Origin of the sequence: Bacillus massilinigeriensis (assembly GCF_900111815.1) — a bacterium.
Lineage (GTDB): Bacteria > Bacillota > Bacilli > Bacillales > Cytobacillaceae > Mesobacillus_C > Mesobacillus_C mediterraneensis.
In genome coordinates this window covers 811,173-826,779 of the sequence record NZ_LT630004.1, presented here as the reverse complement: position 1 = coordinate 826,779, position 15,607 = coordinate 811,173, and the positions used below count along the sequence as shown (strand labels likewise).

Sequence of the window (15,607 nt, the reverse complement as noted above, 5' to 3'; positions counted from 1 at the left end):
GCTATCATAGGAGAACAGCCCAGGGTGTGACGGACTTCACAATACACAGTTCTGTCACAATTATCCGTGCATGTATGATAAAAGCCAGCCCCGGAGGGCTGGCTTTTAATATATTGGTTTGTAAAACACGTTTTAATCCCTTACACCAAGCGCTATTTTAGCGTATCTTGACATCATATCTTTCGTCCATGGCGGGTTAAAGACAATATTTACTTCCACATCTTTTACTTCGGGTAAATCAGATAATGAGTGCTTCACTTGGTCAACAATCGTTCCTGCGAGAGGACAGCCCATCGATGTTAGCGTCATTGTAATAGTCGTGTTTCCCTCTTCATCCATTTCAGCATCATAAACAAGACCAAGATTGACAATATCGACGCCAAGTTCAGGGTCAACCACCATTTCCAGTGCACCCATGATGCTTTCTTTCATTTCTCTATCCAAATCTGTCCGCTCCTTTCATAAGTACGAGAATGCAAACTTAATCATACCTTATTGTCACCGTCATGAAAACTATTGCCTGTTGAGATGAAGTTCAAACCATTCTGCAGTCTGTCGAATAGCTGTCTTGGAGACTTTATGACCTGCGTGACTGTCTGAAATGAACTGGAGTTTTTCAGGGAAGCTTTTATAATCCTCTTTCACTTCCTCAAAAAAATCCTCCGCGCCTTCATACGGAACTACAGAATCTAGCTTTCCATGCCAGAATAACAAAGGTCTGCCAGATAGCTTTTCCGGGTGAAGGCTAATGTCATACTCCGATATTCTAGCGAGTAATCTTGCGGTTTGCTCTTCCGTAAAGGGAAGACTGATACCAAGTTTTTCCGTCTCTGCGATTTGCCATTCTGCCAGTTTTCTGAAAGCTGGAGACCCCATTAGGCTCACCGCACTGGAAATCCACTCATAACACTTAAGCGCTCCCAGCGTAGTGATGGCACCCATAGATGTACCCGCAACACCGATTTTAGCAGAATCTGTGAGACCTTTGTCCGTAAAGTAGTTCTTCAGTGATTCTAGTTCCTTAATGTTATTAAGAACAATTTCCCAGAAAGAGAAGCCCAACTCCTTGTCTGTTTTGTCGCCACCCCTTTCGCCATGATATAGCGCTTCAGGCAGTACCACTCTCAACCCTTTTTCAGCCATGAGATAGGCATAATTCAAGTTTGTTTCCTTTGTGCTTGTAAAGCCATGAAGAAAGAATACTGTAGGAAGTAATTGTTTGATGCTATCCTGTTTCACAACATGGAGAACGGGAATATTGTCTATGCTTATTTTTTCAATCGCTATCATGATGACCCTCCTGTCTTAGCAGATGAGGCTTACAGCATGTTTTTTTTACAAAAAGCATGTAGAATATTAATCATCCATGGAAACAGTGCTGTTATAATTGCCTATAATTGATTGTATTATTATTTCTTTTCCGGCGTCCAACAATAGGCACGGAATTACCACATATCTGATATAAAAAGAGTACAAGAAGGAGTAAATATGACAGAAAAACATTTGATTGCACTAGATTTAGATGGCACACTGCTTAAAGATGACAAGACCATCTCAGACGTAAACAAGCGAGTGATCACCAGAGCCCGAGAAGAAGGACATGTTGTGATGATTGCGACTGGAAGACCATTCAGGTCGAGCGAAATGTATTATCATGAACTCGGTCTCGACACACCGATAATCAACTTCAATGGTGCTTATATCCACCACCCACTTGACCAAAATTGGGGTGTTCATCACTCTCCGCTTTCTATTGATGTCGCTAAGGACATCGTCGATGCGCTCGATTCTTTCGATTTTCATAATATTATTGCAGAAGTGATCGATGATGTTTATTTTCATTACCATGATGAAAAGCTCCTCGATATATTCGGAATGGGAAACCCAGAGGTGACAACGGGCGATTTGCGCAAATTCCTTCGTACATCGCCAACGAGTATGTTGATTCATACGGATCAAAAGGATTTGGCGAAAATTCGCAGCCATCTATCCGAAGTACATGCAGAAGTAATTGACCACCGCAGCTGGGCAGCTCCATGGCATGTCATTGAGATTGTAAAATATGGCCTGAACAAGGCTGTCGGACTCCGAAAAGCTTCAGAATACTTCCATATCCCGCCTGAAAGAATTATTGCATTCGGGGATGAGGACAATGATCTCGACATGCTCGAATATGCCGGAAGAGGGATTGCCATGGATAACGGGATTGACGTGGTCAAATCGATTGCAAATGAAACCACCCTCTCCAATGAAAAAGACGGTGTCGGCGTTTACCTGAATGATGCACTAAGCTTAAAGGCACTATAAGAAATAGCAGTCTTTTCAAAGATCAAGTTTGAATCAAACAAAATCGCCATTTTTCTCCCGATTTTGAGGGAAAAATGGCTTTTTTTATCCCGCTTTCCCTGTTGATTGGAGCGGGAGGCGCGAAGTTTTTTCATCATTTGCTTTCCTTGTGTACATACTATATACGAGGCAGACAGCTGCTTCATTTACGCTCGGATATTCTAAGGAGGGGTTAAGGATGGGAAAACGAAACAAGTCTAAACGGTTTGTACAGCAAGGTGCTGACAGTGTATCAAAGCACGCTGATCGAATTCCGTACCACACCACTTACGCAGAAGCCGAAGCACGGAAAATGGCAGATGTACGCGAATCCTCCCTTGGGGGAATATAGCAATGGGCAATAAACTATTCCAGGAAGCAAGACAGGCAGTCCACTCGGCCATTTCTGCTCCTTCAGGAGAAAGGGAAAAAGCAGTTCAGATTGCTGAAAACTCCCTTTCATCAGCCTTTGCTAATTCCACGCTCGCCGAAAAGAAACAGCTAAGGGATTTGCAGGATGAGCTTGACTCGGTAAAAGGGTAAAATGCCTTAACATGCAAAAAGCTGGCACAGTGCGCCAGCTTTTTGCATTAATTCATATTTTCAATCACAATTGGATGGATGTTTATCATCTGTATTGAATGGAATAGCAAATCTTTTTCTGTCTTGAAGCTTAAGATTCTCTTTATTGTTCACAATGCGAGCTTTCAAAATCGCTTGAGCCGTTGCTTTTCCCGACTCCGCCATTTTATCCTCTACCATGTAGTTCCAGCTTTCCGACCAACGCTTTTTCTCTCCAGGCTTTAGCCTAACCTTTTTTAACGCTTGGGCAAACGCTTTTCCATCTGAAAAGCGATACACTTCCTGACCTTTCGAATCGGTGACAATGATTTCATATTCCTGGGAGGTTGGAAACAATAGTTCAACCTCGCTTGCACTGTCATTTTTCAGTTCGAGATAAAAAATGACACGATCTCTTTCTGAAACAGCATTGATAGAAAATTGGACACCACTGCCAGTTCCTTGCCTCTTTACACTCGTCACATCTACAGGGAAAGTCAAAAATGTCAAAATGATAAGCAAAGAAAAGCAGCGTTTCATCGAAGCACCTCCGTTAGTCTTTCCTGAAAAACCCTAGGATTCCCGTTGTTTCAACAAGGTTGGTAAACGCATGGGGATCTACTTCTTTTATGATTCGCTCAAGGTCATACAATTCATACCTAGTAATGACAATAATCATCATGTCTTTCGTTTCATTCGTGAAGGCCCCTTTTGCAGGGACAGTGGTTATTCCCCGTTCAAGGCCAGCATAGATTGCATTTTTCAGTTCTTCAGATTTCTTTGTTACAATCATTGCCGTCAGTTTTTCATGGCGTGTATGGATTGCATCAATTACTCTTGTAGAAGCGTAAAGAGTTACCAATGTATACAAGGCTTTTTCCCATCCATAAAGATACCCAGCTGTAATGATGATGATGCTGTTCAAAGTAAAGAAGTATGTTCCAACAGGTCTATCTTTTACCCGCGAAAGGAGCATCGCGACAATATCCATTCCGCCTGTCGAAGCCCCCCATTTCAACGTCATGCCGACACCGACAGCTGCGATGACGCCGCCAAATACAGCGTTGAGCAAAATATCACTTGAGACATGCTTTATAGGAATCACTTCAAGAAAGAACGACATTGCGAAAACGGACAGGAAGCTGTAAAAAGTAAATTCCTTTCCGACTTTTTTCCATGCAATGATTGTCACAGGCACGTTGAGAAGGAACAACAGTATCCCTGTCGATAGCCTGAAAGGAGTGAATCCTTCAAGAATGCTCGAAATCAACTGAGCTGCCCCTGCAAACCCGCTTGCGTAAATATTAGCCGGGATTAAGAATAGGTTCATTGCGATTGCGTTGAGTAAGGCTCCAGCCATGACGATGATAAATTTTTTCGTTTGCTCCAACATCATGTTTATCCCCTCCAAATTTAATATTATTCATCACATATTTTTCCATTACCATACACTACTCATTGTATTTTTATCCACAAACAATTAAACTAAAAGTATCTCATTGTTGAAAGCAGGTGAATATTCATGGCAATAAAATTATTAGCTGACAGCGCGTGTGATCTTCCGCTTGAGTATTATGAAAGCAATGACATAACGCTCATTCCTTTAAAGGTCCATCTCGATGGCAAGGAATTTGAGGACCTGAAAACAATACATCCTTCCCAGGTTTACAATTCTATACGAAATGGTATCTATCCAAAGACCTCTCAGGCTTCTCCTGCCACGCTAAAGGAGCTTTTTACCGAAATGGCCAAAACTGGCCAGGATGGAATATACATAGCATTTTCTTCCGAATTGTCAGGAACTTATCAGACAGCTGTCATGATTCTCGAACAGGTAAAAGAAGATTATCCTGAATTTAATCTAAGCGTTATAGATTCGAAATGCGCTTCGCTCGGCTTCGGCCTTTTAGTGATGGAAGCGGCAAACCTTGCTAGAAATTCCGCCACCAAAGAGGAAATCTTGAAAGATATCGTATTTCGGAGCAAGCATATGGAACACCTATTTTCAGTGGATGACCTCGACTATCTTGCTAAAGGCGGCCGGGTATCGAAAACTTCCGCTTTTGTCGGCGGACTTCTCAATATTAAGCCTCTTCTTAATGTAGAGGATGGCAAGTTAGTTCCAATCGAAAAAATCCGCGGAAAGAAAAAGCTGCTCAGGCGAATCATTGAAATAATGAAAGAGCGTGGAGCCTCTCTTGAAAAACAGATCATCGGAATCAGCCATGCAGACGATGCAGAAACTGCAGCCGAATTGAAGGAAATGATTTCGCAAGAATTCCATCCTGCCAATATCGAGATTAGCTCAATAGGTGCCGCAATCGGTTCCCATACCGGACCGGGCACAATCGCTATATTTTTCTTAAACCAACTGCCATCATAATATATCACTAGAGGCTGCCGTTTGGCAGCCTTTTTCATTTTTCAGACCGCATATTCCTCTTTCTTTTCCGGCATCCTAATGATTGTTATTATTCTTTCAGAAAGGAGGATATGGCATGCCGCATACTTCCGACAATGACAAGAAAGCGCAAGATCATAATGCGATGAATCATGAGAAGAATATGCTCCGTGAAAAGAACCGTAAAGCAGGGAAGCATGATTATTCAAAGAAAACTGATCACAAATAGTGGAATGGCAAAAAGCGGCGCTTGCCGCTTTTTATGATTCTCCCTGCGTGTTTTCCTCTTCTTTTATATACGTCCATCCTTTTTCCTGATAAATTTTCCCCTCTTTCAAAAGCCGGCCAAGCGCACGCTTAAAAGAAGCCTTGCTCATCTCGAAACGTTCCATTATATCCTCTGCCATGCTTTTATCACTGTAAGGCATTGCCCCATTTCTAGACTCGAGGTATTCCATTATTTTTTCCGCATCTTCCACCACCGCTTCCTGCTTACGAGGCAATAAGGAAAGATTGACCGTTCCATCCTCTTTCACGTCAATAATTCTGCCTTCTACCTTTTCTCCAATCCGCGGCTCTTTCCTTCGTTGAGATTCATGTATGAAACCTTTGAATCCTTCCGCAGTATATATCCAGCTGCCGACGCGTGCGGTTCGGTAAATATAGCCATGGACATTCCGGTTAAAATCTTTCCTTGTGGCAGGAATACTGATGGATTCAATTACAGGATCTGTTGCCATCCTTGCGTAAATGAGATTATTCTTATTGACCCTCAAGGTAATATAAATCATATCTCCTTTTTCCGGCCAGACTGATTGCATAACAGGCAGATCCTCCTCTCCGAGAAGAATATCCTTTCGTAAGCCAATATCAAGAAATACACCGATTCCCTGCTTCCGTTCCACTACAGGGGCCCACCCATATACTCCAACAGTGATAGCTGGAATGGTTGTTGTTGCTGCAAGCCTCCCATGGGAATCTACATAGAGAAAAACAAGCACTTTCTCTCCTATCTTTATTTCCCTGTCTGTATCGTTTACATGGAGCAATACATCCTGCTCTCCATCTGAAAGAAAATATCCATACTCACTTTCCCTAACAGCTTCCAATTCAATTGTCTGTCCTGTATATTCATTTAAAGACATTTTAGTCCTCCTGTTAATAGTACCGTTATTTTTCACCGAAAGTTGTTTGAACTGCTATATTTTACTATAATAAAAGCAGATTGAAAAACGTTTTCGGAGGTTAGCATGTCAAAAGAGAGCTCATTCGATATTGTATCCAAAGTAGATTATTCTGAAGTAACAAATGCAGTCAATATTGCCATGAAGGAAATCCAGAACCGCTATGACTTCAAAGGCAGCAAAAGTGACATCAAGCTGGAAAAGGAAGAAATTGTTCTTGTCTCAGACGATGAATATAAGCTTGAGCAGCTGAAAGACGTCCTGTTCAGCAAATTGATCAAACGTGGTGTTCCAGTAAAAAACCTTGATTATGGCAAAACTGAAGGTGCATCTGGCGGAACAATCCGTCAGCGTGCCAAGCTTGTGCAAGGCATTGACAAAGAAAATGCAAAGAAGATAAATACGATGATTAAAAACAGCGGTATTAAAGTGAAAAGCCAAATGCAAGATGACCAAATTCGCGTGACAGGAAAAAACCGCGATGACCTTCAACAAGTTATCGCTGGCGTCAAATCCTTGGATTTAACTGTGGATGTACAGTTTGTTAACTACCGTTAATTAGCGTACCCTTAATTTTAGAAGACGGACAGAAATCCTTAGCTTTTGTCCGTTTTTCTTATTTTTGTCACATAATCTCCATATTGTAAAGCTGCTTTTTTTATGGCTTATGCTTCAAATACCATAAATGGTATATCGATTGGAGGGATCATTAAGATGAAAAAGAGAATCATTATTGTAGGCGGCGTCGCAGGTGGTGCTACTACAGCAACAAAGCTGAGAAGGCTTGATGAACAAGCTGAAATCACCATTTACGAACGCGGGGAATTCATTTCGTTTGCAAACTGCGGCTTGCCTTACCATATAAGCGGTGTGATTGAAGACCGCTCTAAGCTTCTCTTGCAGACAGTCGAAGGTATGCAGACACGATATAACATCGCTATAAAAAACTTAACTGAAGTGAAAAGCATTCATCCTGAGAAGAAGAGCATCACTGCACAGGACTTAAGAACAGGGGAATTATTTGAAGACACCTATGATGTCTTGATCCTATCGCCTGGTGCGAAACCGATCGTCCCGCCAATCGAAGGCCTTAAAAGAGCTAATGTTTTTACATTAAGAAACATTCCTGACATGGACCGAATAAACGATTACGTCGTAAACGCTCAGCCGAAAAGTGCTGTTGTCATTGGCGGAGGATTCATTGGACTGGAAATGGCGGAAAACCTTGTGATGGCCGGTCTAGATGTTAAAATCGTTGAAAAGTCAAACCAAGTGATGGCTCCACTGGACCCTGAAATGGCCGCAATTGTAGAAGACTACCTCCGCGATAAAGGTGTGGAACTGATTCTTGGAGATGGGATTCAAGACGTTGTCGAAAGCGGCAAAAGAATCATGCTGGAAAGCGGAACATCCGTAGAGGCTGACCTCCTCATAATTGCCATTGGTGTCGCACCTGAAAACAGTCTTGCAAAAGAAGCAGGTTTAGAGCTCGGTGAACGTGGCGGCATTAAAGTAAACAGTCATCACCAAACATCAGAACCAACCATTTACGCCCTTGGAGATGCTATTGAGACTAGAGACTATATCAACGGCAAACCTGCCATGATTCCGCTCGCATGGCCTGCAAACCGCCAGGCCCATATTGTTGCCCACAGTATATGCGGACGCAATATAGGCTATCCAGGGACGCTCGGAACATCCATTGTTAAGGTGTTCGACCTTACTGCTGCAGTGACCGGCAATAACGAAAAAACTTTAAAACGACTTGGCATACAATATGAAGCTGTCCATATCCACCCACTTTCACATGCAGGCTATTACCCTGGAGCGGAGCCAATCTCTCTGAAGCTAATTTTTGATAAAGAAACTGGGAAAATCTTTGGAGCGCAAGCGGTTGGAAAAGATGGAGTAGATAAGAGAATTGACGTTATTGCTACAGCCATCCGAGGAGGATTGAGCGTCCATGACCTCCAGGAGCTTGAGCTTGCCTACGCCCCACCGTTTTCTTCTGCTAAAGATCCTGTCAACATGGCAGGCTACGTTGCAGCTAATATTGTCGATGGAATGATGGAGACCCTCCATTATCATGAAGTCGATGACTTGGTGAAAGATGGCGGATATTTATTGGATGTCAGGACGGAAAAGGAATGTGGTTCCGGCTGCATCAGCGGATCAATCAATATTCCTCTCGATGAGCTCAGGGGAAGGCTGGACGAACTTCCGAAAGACAAGACTATTCTAATCACCTGCCAGGTGGGTCTCAGAGGCTATCTCGCTTCAAGAATCCTTTCGCAAAACGGCTTTAAAGTAAAAAATCTGACTGGCGGATATAAAACTTACTCTATGTACAAGAAATACCATCAGTAATAACATTGCAAAAAACCGCCACCTAACATGGTGGAGGTTTTTTGCAATATTTGGAAACAACACAATTAAATCCCCAACCCCCAAAAACTCTTCCTTTTTCACAAGAAGCCGTCTTTCCATAGAAGTTATTTCCACGTTTTTATTACACGATAAGAAGGAATGTAAGTAATATGAAATGTTATATGAAGGAGTGACGCGATGATGACAAATGAAAACAAGCAAGGTTTTCCACCACAGCATCAAAATCAGCAGCCTGGAACCGAAGGAGAAATGAATCCGGAACCTGTCAATATTGCCGATTATTATAAAGGGGCGGACAAGCTTAAAGGAAAAACAGCTTTAATCACAGGTGGGGACAGCGGGATTGGAAAATCTGTAGCTGTTTATTTTGCCAAAGAAGGATGCGATGTGGCAATTGTCTACCTAGAAGAAAGTGAGGATGCGAACGAAACAAAACGTCTTGTCGAAGCAGAAGGAAGTGAATGCCTTCTCTTAGCAGGTGACCTTGGGAATGAGGTATTCTGCAAAGAAGTCGTGGAAAAAACGATGGATCGTTTTGGCAAGCTGGACATCCTTGTTAATAATGCTGCAGAACAGCATCCGCAGGACAGCCTTCTGGATATTTCTGCAGAACAGCTGGAAAAAACGTTCCGCACCAATATCTTTTCAGTGTTCCATCTGACGAAAGCAGCATTGCCGCATCTTCAGAAAGGCAGCGCGATTATCAACACATCATCCATTACAGCTTATAAAGGAAATCCGAAGCTGATCGATTATTCTGCGACAAAAGGAGCCATTGTCACCTTCACAAGATCCCTTGCAATGTCACTTGCAGACAAAGGCATCCGGGTCAACAGCGTTGCACCAGGGCCCATCTGGACTCCCCTTATCCCATCGACATTTGACGCTGACGAAGTAGCGAAGTTCGGTACCGATACACCGTTTGGAAGAGCGGGTCAGCCGTTTGAGCTTGCTCCAGCATACGTATACTTGGCAAGCGACGACTCAACCTATGTCAGCGGACAGACCATTCACGTGAACGGCGGCACGGTCGTCAACGGATAAAACGATTAACAATAACCGGCCCTTTATTAAAGGACCGGTTTCGTTTAATTATTCTTTTTTTTACTAGCCCTTTTTATCAGAATGAAAATAAACGCAAAGAATGCAGCATACACAGCAGCCATTGCCAGCAAATATGGAATGTTCAAGCCAGATTTAGGCGCTACCATGAAAACCTGTGCTTCTTCCCTTTCCTGAACAATTTTATATTTACCATCTTCACTTTTCACCTTATCATCGGAAAGCATCCCGCGCAGTTCCATACCTTCTGCAATTTCTTTTTCTGGAATGCTCACAGCCTGGGATTTCTCTGTATTGTTAATAACCACTACTGTTGTTTCTTTTTCATGTGAGCGTTTAAAAATTGTCACTCCGCCCTTTGCATAAAGAACTTCCATTGAACCTCTTGTCAATGAAGGAAGTTGATTCCGAAGTTCGCCGATTTTTGCCATATAATCAATCAGGTCCTTATCGGTCTTGAAGTTCATCAACCGTCGGTTTTCAGGCGGTTTCTCTCCATTCAGAGCAATTTCACTTCCGTAGTAAACAACCGGTACACCTGGCACAGTATACAAGTAGGTCAATCCTTGCTTCCACCGTGTTCCAGGATGTTGATTCTCATCCACTGCTTCTTTCGTAAACCGCACGAAGTCCTGATTGTCCAAGATTCTTGCAGTACCTGCACTCTTATCGCTGCTGAAATCGCTGCCTTTTACGACAGCCTCCAAATCCCCGTCAGGCTTCGCAAACGCCTGTCTCATCGGTTCCACTTTGCTATAATCAATCACTGCATCAAATGCTTCGGCCTGTTTCAATTTCTCGCCGCCAGCATCGGCAACAAGATAGAAATCATGTTTTGCGTCTCTCATCTCTTTCGCAAAGTCATTCAGGAATGCTTCCGGGACATGCTGAGCAGAGTCAATAAAATATCCATCGATTCCACTTTCTTTAATCCACCATTTCCCCGCATCGATTAAGTACTTTTTCACTTCAGGGTTGTCCTGATTGAGGTCAGGGAGGTCCTCCACCATGGCATCTTTTCCTGTTCCGTCTTCCGGATGGAACCAATTCTCTTTTTCTCCATCCGTCAGCCAAGGGTGTTCTGGTGAAACATTATTGACAACAAAGTCAACCATCACTTTTATATCACGCTTATGGGCTTCTTTTACAAGCTTCTTGAACGTCTTCATGCTGCCAAAGTGTTCATCTGGTTGATGGAAGTTCTTTACCCAGTACCCGTGATAACCTTTTTCGCCGTTATCAAACACTGGAGTGAGCCTGATGGTCGTAAAACCCATTCCTTTTATATAATCAAGTTTATCCATGACTCCCTTGAAGTCTCCACCCTGGAAGGCTTCCATGTCCTGCGTATCCACCTTAAAGTCATTTGTGGTATCTCCGTTGTTGAACCTATCCGTCATTAAAAAATAAACATTTTCATCCTGCCACTTTCGTCCTTCTTTTCCCGCAGCCCCTACTGGGTTAGCGTAAAAAAGCAGAACCGGAATTAAGATGAAAGTCAACAGCGCTTTCCTCATCCCCGCTCCTCCTCTATTTCTTGGCAGCAAACTGCCCGATATTCTCCTACTATAGATTATCTTTTGTAAGGATACACGTCAAACTAATAGACCCGGAAAACCTTTGGCAGGTTTTGTAACCTTCCGTTTCGTTGTTACTCTATGACCTTTTACTCAACACTGCTGAAAACGATCACTGACAGTGAAAGTTAAGGTTATAAAATCGTATGTTTTCGGAAAAACAGTAGAGAGCAGAATAGAATGATGACGGAGGATGAGGATGAACAAGCAACAGAGGAAAAAGCTGATCGACGCACAAGAACGATCCTTCCAGACAGGGACGGTGGAATATATGAACAAACAGTGGGTGTATTTTGAGGAAGAGACTGAGGAAGCTTTCCTCCTTGAAGAGTATCTTCATGAAGAAGCAGAAATTTTTCGTGAAGGCAGCTGGGTAAGAGGGCGCATTCGAGAAGATGGGACAATTGGAGACCTAGGACATTATTACAGTCTTATTACAGGCGAAAAAGTGAAGATTAGAAAAAAGTTGATTTATTCATTGGAGAAACTCGTTGAATGTCTTGAGGAAGAGACTCTATTATATTTTTTAAATACGCTAAATTCCTTGCACTTTTCAATATTTGACAGCATTTACTGTTATAATCACCTGAATTTCCTTCATAAAGACTCGACAGCAATAGGGGTGAATTTTATCATTTTTGATAACGGTAATGATATTTGCAGTGTCCACCATCACTTTGAATACCGCTTAAAGCAATCAGACCGTTTCGAATTTACTCTTTGTGACGGGAAGCGGACAATAGTGAACAAAATGACGTCATAAGACAAGCCTCCCTGACAACGGGAGGCTTACTAATTAAAATAGCAATATTCCAAATGGGAGCTTGAAACCAAGGAAAAGAACGAGAATAAATGCTACGGCAAGCTGAATCCAGAGCACATTTGCTTTTACATTCGCGCCTTTTCGGTTAAGGATTAACTCCAGTAAAACGACAATCCATAAACCAACCGCTGCTTTTGCAATGTAAAGCATTCCAATCGTGTCAACACCAAGAAGCAATTGGATGCCTGTTCCAATAATGAGCAAGTACATAACCCTAACGATCATTTTCAGAACTTTAAAGCCTTTCTCTTTCCCTTTGCCATGCAGCGATAGCGCTACAAAAAATAGTATCAATGCAAGTATCCATGCAGTTAAATGGGCGTGTGTTGTCATCATACTGCCTCCTATCTTTATCTATTTAGAAATATCATACCATATCACCCAATGAAATCCTAAAAATACGGTGTTAATAGGTTAATTGTATTTTCCTTTTCATAGGGTATAACAACGCCTTCTCCATTACCCATAATGGCAGTTGTCTTTCCACTACGCTCACTCCTAACAAAAGTTCTCCTGCTTATTCCCCTACCGTATTGGTAAGGGTTCCGATTTTTTCTATTGTTATTTCTATTGTGTCTCCAAGCTTCAGGAATTTAGGCGGCTTGAATCCTTTGCCTACACCAGCTGGTGTTCCTGTCGCAATAATATCACCCGGCTCTAATGTCATTCCTTTCGACAATGTTGCAATTATTTCCTCCACAGAGAAGATAAACTGTTCTGTGTTCCCATTCTGCCGCACTTCTCCGTTTACTCTTGTCTGGATGTTCAAGCTGTTCGGTTTTTCAATCTTTGATGCATGAACAATCCAAGGTCCCATTGGACATGTCCCATCAAGACTTTTACCAATAAAAAACTGTTTATGGCGCCGCTGTAGATCACGTGCAGTGACATCATTGATGATGGTATAGCCAAAAACATGGGACAAGGCGTCTTCTTTGCTGATGCCTTTACCTTTTTTACCAATGATAACGGCAAGCTCACCCTCATAATCAAGCTCTTCAGTCACTTCAGAATGAATAGGTATTTCCCCATCAGGTCTCATCACTGAAGTCGGTGATTTGGTGAATATCATAATATGCTCTGGAATATCTTTCTCGCTGCCCATTTCAATCGCATGCTGAGCATAATTCTTGCCAACACACATTATATTCTTGAATGGACGTGGGATAGGAGCTGCAAGCGTAATCGAATTAACTGGTCTAAAGCAAGTCTTTCCTTCCCTCTCCGACCAAGTGAAGGTTTCCTGGACTCTTTCTATCCATTCTTCCCCAAGCTCGATACATTCCAGCAAGGTTGCGGGACTTTCGGCTTTTCCGAATCTTTGTTCTTCTGCCCTTGCGATGTCAAGAACACCCTCGCCTTTATTTCCAACGACCCCTATAAATTGGCGTCCGTTTTCCTCTGCTGTGACAAATTTCATATCTTTCACCTCTTTATCAATTTATTACTAAAGATTTCTCTCTCGTTTCCATTTTGGCAAAGACCAATAGCTTCCAGCTCGAAGCAGCCATTCGACAGGGCCATAATAATACTGTTTAACCCACCATCTGCTGAATAGAAGCTGAAGCACATAAAGACAGATTGCGATCATTGTGCCTTCGGTCAAGGTAACCTTACCGTATAAACCAAAGCCATAACCGTAAAAAAGAAACGAAAGGATAATGCTTTGGCTTAAATAGATTGTTAGAGAGATTTTTCCTGCCGCTGAAAATATATCGCTATATTTCTTTTTCCCTGTTAGTGCGATAAAACCAGCAAACGAAAACGCCTGAAGCGGCCCACCCAGCATGTCTTGGGAATAGACAGTAAAGATATTGCTTTCCAGTAGAAAAGGAAGCAGTTTAAATGCGGTGCCTATGAGAAACATAACAATAGAAAAAGCAGCTACTTTTCCTTTATAGCAATCAACGTTTTCAAACAGCTTACATTTTGCGGCACCTACTCCCATCATAAAGAAGGGAAGGATGCTGATAAAGAATTGCAGGAAGGACCCAAGGTTGGCGAATCCCCAGTCTTTCATCCGTAAACTCGTGATTTCCGCGAAGCTGCCATTCGCGTAAATTTCCATCGATTGCCTAATAGACTCAACATTTTGTGGCAATGCCATTTCACTTGGCATCATTCTCCACAAGAATAACAGCGTAAAGAACAAGAGTATATTAGGAATTGCATAAAACAGGCTGCCAAGCCATACGAGTACCTTTCCAGACAGCTTCATCCAAATTAACAGCATGAAACCGCAAATAGCATATGTAACAAGAATATCACCATGCCAAACAAGCACAATATGAAGAGCCCCTATCATAAGCAAGACAGTGAATCTTCGAAGCGCTATCTTATAAAATAGCAAGCCCCTTCCTGCCACTCTTTCCATCATAAGGGAAAGGCTGTATCCAAAAACCAATGCAAATAAAGGATAAAAGCTACCTTGCACAAATACATCAATAAAAAAGAAGATGATGCTATCCAGTCCGGTATCCCAGTGCTTTACCGCATCCATGTACAAAATTGGTGAATGGAAGGACATCATGTTGACAAGGAGGATTCCGAATAAGGCAATCCCCCTCATTCTATCTATTACTGCAATTCTCCCACTTTGCAAATCACTTTTCCCCTCTCTTGTTTCAAATTCCTAATCTATTATACCTGCAAAATAAGAATTTGGAAAATTGAGGAGGGTATTCCAAGTTAGTTAATTATTCTATATTGACACTTCCTTTGGTAAGCAGTAGGTGATTTTACTGATTTCCTTCCATTCACATTCCCGCCAATTGGGCATACGATATAAAAAAAAGTAAGGGTGAGGCAGCATGCCAGCCATTGTCGGTGCAGTGCAAGTCATTTCCATCGGGAGCAGCGGTGTATTCAATATTGGAGACGTATATAGTATCATGCCTTCCACAAACGCAAAGACCTTTGCTGGATCCGGTTCCTTCAATACAGGCGACGGAATTACCCTTTATAATTACAATAGCTCTACTAATGTAAAGGACCAGGATGGCATCGATCAAGGACTTTATTTCAATGCTTAATGGCAGGTGATTTTCAATGAATTTCTATATCCAGCAATCCATCACAATCAACACAATAAAAATAAACTCGGTTACAAACTCTTCCGTACTTCAAATTGGAAGTGCAGGGATTATTAAGCCTGCCTCCTATCTTTATAATACAGGGGGATTCACAAGCCCTGCGCCGCATGCGCTTACTCCTATCCAGCAGCAAGCCGGCAATTCTGTGTTCCAAGCTCCCGCTGTTCCGCTTTAATAGCTACCTTCGGAGATTG

Annotated in this window: 20 protein-coding genes; 11 read left to right on the top strand and 9 right to left on the bottom strand. The window is 42.3% G+C overall.

Features of this window, described 5'->3' with window-relative positions:
• Positions 1-132: 132 nt before the first annotated feature.
• Positions 133-432, bottom strand: a complete 300-nt coding sequence (locus BQ5796_RS04450; RefSeq protein WP_428839315.1) for a metal-sulfur cluster assembly factor — start codon at positions 430-432, stop codon at positions 133-135.
• An 81-nt stretch (positions 433-513) separates the two neighbouring features.
• Positions 514-1,290: a prolyl oligopeptidase family serine peptidase gene (locus BQ5796_RS04445; protein WP_071459125.1), complete on the bottom strand. Its 777-nt coding sequence runs from the start codon at positions 1,288-1,290 to the stop codon at positions 514-516.
• 198 nt (positions 1,291-1,488) lie between these two features.
• On the opposite strand from BQ5796_RS04445, the gene BQ5796_RS04440 reads away from it, so the two are divergent.
• The 3 genes from BQ5796_RS04440 (at position 1,489) to BQ5796_RS04435 (ending at position 2,868) form a co-directional block, all read left to right on the top strand.
• Positions 1,489-2,307, top strand: coding sequence for a Cof-type HAD-IIB family hydrolase (locus tag BQ5796_RS04440; protein WP_071459124.1), 819 nt, complete (start codon positions 1,489-1,491; stop codon positions 2,305-2,307).
• Positions 2,308-2,524: 217 nt separating this feature from the next.
• Positions 2,525-2,677 (top strand): hypothetical protein, encoded by a 153-nt coding sequence (locus BQ5796_RS18255; protein ID WP_200792862.1) that lies wholly within the window; start codon positions 2,525-2,527, stop codon positions 2,675-2,677.
• Positions 2,678-2,679: 2 nt separating this feature from the next.
• Complete coding sequence (locus tag BQ5796_RS04435) at positions 2,680-2,868, top strand: DUF3813 domain-containing protein (protein WP_071459123.1); 189 nt, start codon at positions 2,680-2,682, stop codon at positions 2,866-2,868.
• A gap of 60 nt (positions 2,869-2,928) precedes the next feature.
• Here the strand turns inward: BQ5796_RS04435 and BQ5796_RS04430 are convergent, their stop codons facing one another.
• On the bottom strand, positions 2,929-3,426 hold the full coding sequence (locus BQ5796_RS04430; protein WP_071459122.1) for a BsuPI-related putative proteinase inhibitor: 498 nt from the start codon (positions 3,424-3,426) through the stop codon (positions 2,929-2,931).
• A 13-nt stretch (positions 3,427-3,439) separates the two neighbouring features.
• Positions 3,440-4,282, bottom strand: coding sequence for a YitT family protein (locus tag BQ5796_RS04425; RefSeq protein ID WP_071459121.1), 843 nt, complete (start codon positions 4,280-4,282; stop codon positions 3,440-3,442).
• 126 nt (positions 4,283-4,408) lie between these two features.
• On the opposite strand from BQ5796_RS04425, the gene BQ5796_RS04420 reads away from it, so the two are divergent.
• On the top strand, positions 4,409-5,269 hold the full coding sequence (locus tag BQ5796_RS04420; RefSeq protein ID WP_071459120.1) for a DegV family protein: 861 nt from the start codon (positions 4,409-4,411) through the stop codon (positions 5,267-5,269).
• A 115-nt stretch (positions 5,270-5,384) separates the two neighbouring features.
• A complete protein-coding gene (locus BQ5796_RS17300; protein WP_074033896.1) occupies positions 5,385-5,516 on the top strand; it encodes a DUF3941 domain-containing protein in 132 nt (43 codons plus the stop codon).
• A gap of 31 nt (positions 5,517-5,547) precedes the next feature.
• Here the strand turns inward: BQ5796_RS17300 and BQ5796_RS04415 are convergent, their stop codons facing one another.
• Positions 5,548-6,432, bottom strand: coding sequence for a CvfB family protein (locus BQ5796_RS04415; protein WP_071459119.1), 885 nt, complete (start codon positions 6,430-6,432; stop codon positions 5,548-5,550).
• A gap of 105 nt (positions 6,433-6,537) precedes the next feature.
• Here BQ5796_RS04415 and BQ5796_RS04410 point away from each other — a divergent pair, with 105 nt between their 5' ends.
• From BQ5796_RS04410 to BQ5796_RS04400, 3 genes are all read left to right on the top strand, one after another.
• Positions 6,538-7,029, top strand: coding sequence for a YajQ family cyclic di-GMP-binding protein (locus BQ5796_RS04410; RefSeq protein ID WP_071459118.1), 492 nt, complete (start codon positions 6,538-6,540; stop codon positions 7,027-7,029).
• A 156-nt stretch (positions 7,030-7,185) separates the two neighbouring features.
• The gene (locus BQ5796_RS04405; RefSeq protein ID WP_071459117.1) at positions 7,186-8,838 is read left to right on the top strand and encodes a CoA-disulfide reductase; all 1,653 of its coding nucleotides are present in this window, start codon (positions 7,186-7,188) and stop codon (positions 8,836-8,838) included.
• A gap of 201 nt (positions 8,839-9,039) precedes the next feature.
• Positions 9,040-9,903: an SDR family oxidoreductase gene (locus tag BQ5796_RS04400; protein ID WP_071461143.1), complete on the top strand. Its 864-nt coding sequence runs from the start codon at positions 9,040-9,042 to the stop codon at positions 9,901-9,903.
• A gap of 44 nt (positions 9,904-9,947) precedes the next feature.
• Here BQ5796_RS04400 and BQ5796_RS04395 read toward each other — a convergent pair whose 3' ends face one another.
• Positions 9,948-11,438: an alpha-amylase family glycosyl hydrolase gene (locus tag BQ5796_RS04395; RefSeq protein WP_071459116.1), complete on the bottom strand. Its 1,491-nt coding sequence runs from the start codon at positions 11,436-11,438 to the stop codon at positions 9,948-9,950.
• Between the two features lie 259 nt (positions 11,439-11,697).
• Here BQ5796_RS04395 and BQ5796_RS04390 point away from each other — a divergent pair, with 259 nt between their 5' ends.
• Positions 11,698-12,261 carry a DUF2777 family protein gene (locus BQ5796_RS04390; RefSeq protein ID WP_071459115.1) on the top strand — a complete coding sequence of 188 codons (564 nt, stop codon included), beginning with the start codon at positions 11,698-11,700 and terminating at the stop codon, positions 12,259-12,261.
• Between the two features lie 33 nt (positions 12,262-12,294).
• Here the strand turns inward: BQ5796_RS04390 and BQ5796_RS04385 are convergent, their stop codons facing one another.
• The 3 genes from BQ5796_RS04385 to BQ5796_RS04375 form a co-directional block, all read right to left on the bottom strand.
• On the bottom strand, positions 12,295-12,657 hold the full coding sequence (locus BQ5796_RS04385; RefSeq protein ID WP_083413039.1) for a DUF1516 family protein: 363 nt from the start codon (positions 12,655-12,657) through the stop codon (positions 12,295-12,297).
• 181 nt (positions 12,658-12,838) lie between these two features.
• Positions 12,839-13,741, bottom strand: coding sequence for a fumarylacetoacetate hydrolase family protein (locus BQ5796_RS04380; RefSeq protein ID WP_071459113.1), 903 nt, complete (start codon positions 13,739-13,741; stop codon positions 12,839-12,841).
• 27 nt (positions 13,742-13,768) lie between these two features.
• Positions 13,769-14,923: a DUF418 domain-containing protein gene (locus BQ5796_RS04375; protein ID WP_083413038.1), complete on the bottom strand. Its 1,155-nt coding sequence runs from the start codon at positions 14,921-14,923 to the stop codon at positions 13,769-13,771.
• A 208-nt stretch (positions 14,924-15,131) separates the two neighbouring features.
• On the opposite strand from BQ5796_RS04375, the gene BQ5796_RS04370 reads away from it, so the two are divergent.
• Positions 15,132-15,353 carry a spore germination protein gene (locus BQ5796_RS04370; RefSeq protein ID WP_071459112.1) on the top strand — a complete coding sequence of 74 codons (222 nt, stop codon included), beginning with the start codon at positions 15,132-15,134 and terminating at the stop codon, positions 15,351-15,353.
• A 16-nt stretch (positions 15,354-15,369) separates the two neighbouring features.
• Positions 15,370-15,588 (top strand): spore germination protein GerPB, encoded by a 219-nt coding sequence (locus BQ5796_RS04365; RefSeq protein WP_071459111.1) that lies wholly within the window; start codon positions 15,370-15,372, stop codon positions 15,586-15,588.
• Positions 15,589-15,607 lie beyond the last annotated feature (19 nt).